The sequence below is a fragment of the Pricia sp. genome (assembly GCF_041745955.1).
GTDB lineage: Bacteria > Bacteroidota > Bacteroidia > Flavobacteriales > Flavobacteriaceae > Pricia.
In genome coordinates, this window is record NZ_JBGTHY010000505.1 from 1 (window position 1) to 5,706 (window position 5,706).

General features: G+C 46.9%; 3 protein-coding genes and 1 pseudogene. 3 read left to right on the top strand and 1 reads right to left on the bottom strand.

The genetic code is table 11. The annotated features are described in order from the left end of the window. The coding region (locus ACEW8S_RS17830) for a glycerophosphodiester phosphodiesterase family protein (RefSeq protein ID WP_373519462.1) at positions 1 to 1,001 on the bottom strand (1,001 nt) is incomplete at its 3' end. A gap of 330 nt (positions 1,002 to 1,331) precedes the next feature. On the opposite strand from ACEW8S_RS17830, the gene ACEW8S_RS17835 reads away from it, so the two are divergent. From ACEW8S_RS17835 to ACEW8S_RS17845, 3 genes and pseudogenes are all read left to right on the top strand, one after another. After that, a complete protein-coding gene (locus tag ACEW8S_RS17835) occupies positions 1,332 to 2,294 on the top strand; it encodes a hypothetical protein (RefSeq protein WP_373519463.1) in 963 nt (320 codons plus the stop codon). A gap of 60 nt (positions 2,295 to 2,354) precedes the next feature. Beyond that, complete coding sequence (locus ACEW8S_RS17840) at positions 2,355 to 3,197, top strand: universal stress protein (protein ID WP_373519464.1); 843 nt, start codon at positions 2,355 to 2,357, stop codon at positions 3,195 to 3,197. A gap of 382 nt (positions 3,198 to 3,579) precedes the next feature. Then, positions 3,580 to 5,706: pseudogene (locus ACEW8S_RS17845) on the top strand (hypothetical protein); the annotation flags it as partial.

Below are 5,706 nucleotides of genomic sequence, written 5' to 3' on the forward strand. Positions count from 1 at the left end.
GGGTGTACCTGCAAGTCATATTTGTGCGCCAAGTCAATGAAATCGGTTGCGGGCAAAACGGTAATCGTTCCTGACGCATCCGTTTCAAAGGGGATGATAAAAGGCTTCCACGGGCCGATACCATCGGCATAGGATGCCGTAAAGCGCATTCCCGCTTCCGTAGTGAAATATTCGTAGGTTCTGGTATCGCCGTCAGCGTAAAAATCGAACGGGGCGGCGTTGGAGATGAATTCCCCTTCAGGCACAATAAAATCCAAAGTACCATCCGGTTTTACGTCCCAAGTGGAAATCAATTGCACCAATTTTACGGAGTATTTCCCGTTGATATATTGTAATGGAGCGACCTCAAAGCACTGTACGAAGACCGGGGCGTTTTTATTGGCCAACCCGGCAGCCGAAAGTTCTGACATCAGGGCATCCTCGATACCAAAACCCAAGGCCTTATGGAAATAGGGATGCTTCATCTCGGGATAAAGCCCTACCGCCTCTCCCATAGTGGTTTTTTTCGATTTGGCCAAGGCAATAATTTCGGTCAACGTGGGCACTTCGTACAGGCCGTCAAATTGGTCCGACCGATCCGAGCGTGCTTGTTTGGCGCGCAACATCTTGATCTCTGCCAAGGTAAAGTCGGAGGCGAACCAGTCCGTCACCTCCTTGCCATCGAGATTTTTAGTGGTTTTTAGGTGTGCGTATTCCGGCAGATCGGCCACGTTCGTCGTACCGGACATAAATGGTTCGTGGCGGGCGATCAAGACACTGTCCTTGGTCATCACCAGATCGGGCTCGATATAATCGGCACCGAGTTCGATGGCCTTTTTATAGGCCTCCAGCGTATGCTCGGGATAAATAGACTGTGCGCCCCTGTGCGCAATAACTAAAGGTGCTTTATCCTCTTCATCGGGATTGCCACCACCGCCAAGGAAATCATCGAGTTTGTCGCAGGATGAAAATCCAACAAGCATAGATAGGATGACCATCGGCACTAGATTCATTTTTTTCATGTTCTTAGGTTTTAAGTGAGCCCCAAAAGAACAAAATGGATATTATCCCAAAGTTAAACAAGGTTAAGATTTGGCTATCAAATATTTAGCTGAATTTTAAATCATTGTAAATAAAACCGTCGAAGCGCTCTAGGCGGCTTCATCAAGAACAGAACATGCTGTTACCGGGATATATCGGAAATATAGGTACTGGATTATGAGGCCTTTGCCAACCTATAGCTTTTAATTAACTAAGTATTTTAATTACCTAACTATTTGATAACGTTACGTATCGTGTTGAAAGCCATTTTGTATCCTTACTTTGTAGCATAACCCATTCCGGAATTAAAATTGAACTTCGAAGTAGTTGTAATGTACCTAGGTTTTGTGATGGCCGCCTACTCGGTAGTGGGCAACGATACCATTCAGACCTTGGGGACTTTTTTAAGCAGCAATGAACGAAAAAAATGGTGGGTGCTGTGGCTCTTTGCCGGCGGTATTTTGGCCGCCACCCTGGGCTACGGGTATGTTTATTATGACGGTGACGTGTCGTACGGCAGACTGGGAAAGTATCCGATGCCCGACCCCTTCGCATGGTACTATCTGTTGCCGCCCATCGTGCTTATGCTGCTCACCCGAACAGGAATACCTGTTAGCACCTCTTTTCTTATCCTAACGTTTTTCAACGAAGAGAACCTGAACGAGATGGTCATAAAATCCGTTTCAGGATATCTGGTCGCTTTTACAGCGGCCATTGTGCTCTACCTCATCGTATCCAAATTATTGGAAAAACGCTTTATCGAAAAACCGATAACGCCCAAAGAGACCCAAATCTGGACGGTGCTGCAATGGTGTTCCACCGGGTTTCTATGGTCGCAATGGCTCATTCAAGATTTTGCTAACATCTATGTATACCTGCCCCGGGAAATGAGCTTGGGCTCCATCACATTTTCATTGGTTGTCATTTTGCTGATGTTGGCCTATATCATCGCTACAAAAGGGGGAGCCATACAGAGTATAATAAAATCGAAGACCAATACGGTAGATATACGTTCCGCGACCATCATCGACTTCATCTACGGTATCATATTATTTTATTTTAAGGAATTGAACAACGTACCCATGAGCACCACTTGGGTGTTCATAGGTATTTTGGCCGGGCGTGAGATTGCCCTGAACTTTGTGCTACGTAGGAGCGAAGCGCGGGTCAAAATGTTCAGATCTTTAGGGATGGATCTCGCCAAGGTCATTCTCGGTCTTGTAGTCAGTATCGTTTTGGTATTTACGGTAAAATATTTGGCAACCTTGGTCTAGATCGTCTAATATGGAGTAAGTTTAAGTGACTATTTTGAAATATCCTTTTAAATAATTAGAATGGAAAGCATCCTTTTTCCCACGGATTTCTCGGAAGTTTCGATGAACGCGTTTTTATATGCTTTGGAATACGCCAAAAAAATGGACGCAAAGATTGTCGTCTTCCACTCGTTCGATTTGAATGTAGAAGCACAACCACATATTGCTGAGGTTTATAAAGAGCTGGATATAAGGAATTTTAGGAGCAAGAAAAAGACTTTTCTACCTTTTGAGGAAATAGTGGCCGAGAAGGGATTGAACGAAATTAAGATCAAATACGTGGTGCGCGAAGGGAGTTTTTTGGAGACCTTCACCCAATATGCCGCTAAACGGGAAGACAAGATCGATCTGGTGGTCATGGGCACTCAACTCACCAAAAATAGCCTGTTCGAACTGTTCACCGAAAGTAATACCGTTAAGATACTTGACGAAATCAACAAGCCGGTAATTGTAGTGCCCAGCCAGGCAGAGTTTGACGGCAACTTGAACAACATCCTATTTTTGGTGGACTACCGCGACGATGAAAAAGAGCCGTTGGAAGATCTCACTTCCCAATTGAAAAGTTTCGGTGCGAAATTGCACGTAGTCCATTTTGATCTGGCCCATGGCGATTCCATCGTTCCTTTGATGGACCGGTTCAAGGCGTCGCTCAAAGTTCACGACTTTCACAACGTCGCCTTCAAGACCATCGATTCCATTGACATTAAAAAATCGCTATTGGCATATTGTACGGAAAATGAAATCGATATTGTGTACCTGATCAATCACAAGCGTAATTTTTACCAGCGCCTGTTTACCTATAGCCTTGCGGAAGATCTGATCAAGAATATCAATACGCCTGTGATGGCCATTTACCGGGAGTAATAATCTACCGTTCCCTTTTTTTGCAACTTAAGTAAACAACCTCGGGGCAAGCCCACTCCGTTTTCGAACATTATGTTAAGGTTAACCTTATTTCAAGTTTTTGCTTTCCTTTAGTTCATTAGCTGGTTTGCTATTAATTTTACGGCATCCAAATAATTTTTATATCCAAATTTCCTTGCTCCAGCCCCTAACCAAAACCGACCAGAATGGGCATACTTTACCTTTTATTAAAATATTCGCAAATTGTTGCAAATCGCCTTCCGAATGGACTTTACCACATCATTACCCTATCTCTTTGAAAGTTCACTAAAGTTCGTAAGCAAGTGCATCCTATTCTTTTTAGATTATTGAAACAATTACGCCAAAACTTAAATATGCCATCATGACAAAAATTACGCGATCGATCTTTACACTATTATTCCTTCTGTCGTCCGGTATGTTGCTGGGGCAGGGCGCGTTGATCAGCGAATTTCAGCCCAACCCGATAGGGGCCGACCCAGACCCTGCCACGTTTGAACTCAGCGGTGCCCCGGGACAGCCCTTTTTGGGGTGGGTCGTTAGCATTGAGAGTGATGCAGGGCTAATAGGGGTCGTCGATCGTGCTTCCCAGGTTTCAGGTACTTTCGATGCCAACGGACTTCTTACGGTCTCGGTTCCCGATTTGGAAAATCCATCCTTCACCGTAGTGCTCTCCTCCGATTTTTCAGGTGTGATTGGTACTACGGATATAGATACCGATGATGACGGTGTCGCGGATGACATTTCCGTCTTCGGCACTATTTATGACGCGATAGGAGTGCCCGATGCCACAGAGGACGAGACGAGTGTGTACGGTGCAGACCTTGGAGGAACGGATTTCAACTATACAGGTGATGAACCAAGACTTATTTTTAGATCGGGCAGCACCGGGGAGCTTTATGCCGTCACTGATCCCGACAATGGTGAAATATATGATACCGCATCCACGGCTTTCGCCACGGATGCTTTTGATGCCGACCCTACCCTAGGCACGGACACCTTTGGAACCATAAACCCTTTAAAAATAAACGCGGGGGCCTTTGATTTGCAGGTTACGGAGATATGGCCCGGCCAGAGCGGTGATGATGTTACCGCAGATTGGTTCGAAATTTACAACCTTGGGACGGGTGCCTGGGTATCAGGTGTTGATGCCGATATGTATTATGATGACGATTCCGCCGATCCTACAGCCGCGGATATCATTAACGGCTTGACGGTTATACAACCGGGCGAAAGCGTCATTGTCGTAGTAGGAACAGTTGCAGATGCCATAGCTTTTAACACGGTATGGGATCCTTCTTATAGAATGACGGGTATCGAAGTAGGTTACACCGATGGTGCCAGTCTTGGGGCCGGCGGCGATACTGTCACTATTTGGGCGGGTGTGCCTTCGGATAGCAATACGCCCGTAGCCACTGGAGCGTATCCCGATACCGATGCCAATGATGCGCAGTCCTTTGATTTGGTCTCCGATTCCTTTAGTAGTGCCGGAAACGGAACGGCCGCTCCCGGAACCAATATAGCCGCTGCCACGTTGACTTTCGGAGGTGATGCCGCAGATATACCCGCCGTTGCTTCCCCGGGAAACCAAGGTCCATTGGTAACCAATGCCGATGCGCCGACGATTATTGTCAATGTAGAGGCATTGACCCCTTTTCTTCGTTTGGCGGAGGCCGTTTCGGGCTCTGCAAACGGTGTCATCAACGACCCGACCGACCCGGCGGCCAATCTGGGCATCCCCTTTACCATTGCCGATACCGCTGCATCTATCGCGGGACTTAGCGTTACGGCAAACAGTAGTAACCCCGCAGTAGTACCGGATGCGAATCTTGCCCTTAGCGGAACGGATGCAGATCGGCTTCTAAGAATTACACCAGTAGGCGTAGGCATGAGTACCATTACCGTGACCGTTACAGATGCCGAGGCGAATTCGGGCAGCTATACAATTCAATATGCGGCGTCTGCTGCGGCCGGTAATCCGGCAGCAAGTCGTTTTCATACCGCTGCATCGGATGGTTCGACGGCAATTCCCATAGATGCCGACTACATGTGGGTCGGCGACGACGAAGATCAGACCTTACGTTTGTACAATAGAAATACATCGGGACTCCCCATCAAGGAAATCGATTTCAATACGGCCCTGGGCCTGACCGATGAAATTGATATCGAGGGTTCCTTCATCACCGGGAACACGATTTATTGGACGGGTTCACAGACAGAAACGGACCGTTCCGTTGTTTTCAGTACGGCAATCTCCGGCACCGGTGCGGCATCTACGTTGACTTTTGTGGATAAATATACAGGGTTAAGGGAAGATATTATTGCTTGGGATACCAACAATGGCCATGGGCTAGGTGCTGATATTTATGGTCTTTCAACTTCATTGGAAGTAGAGGCGTTGGCCTTGGAACCGGGAAGCACCTCAACTGCATATATCGGACTTAGGAGTCCGCTTTCCGCCGGCAAGGCAATCGTTATTCCGGTGACCAAT

Coding starts and splice junctions, on each gene's coding strand:
- ACEW8S_RS17840 (WP_373519464.1), top strand. CDS start 2,355: ATGGAAAGCATCCTTTTTCCCACGGATTTCTCGGAAGTTTCGATGAAC.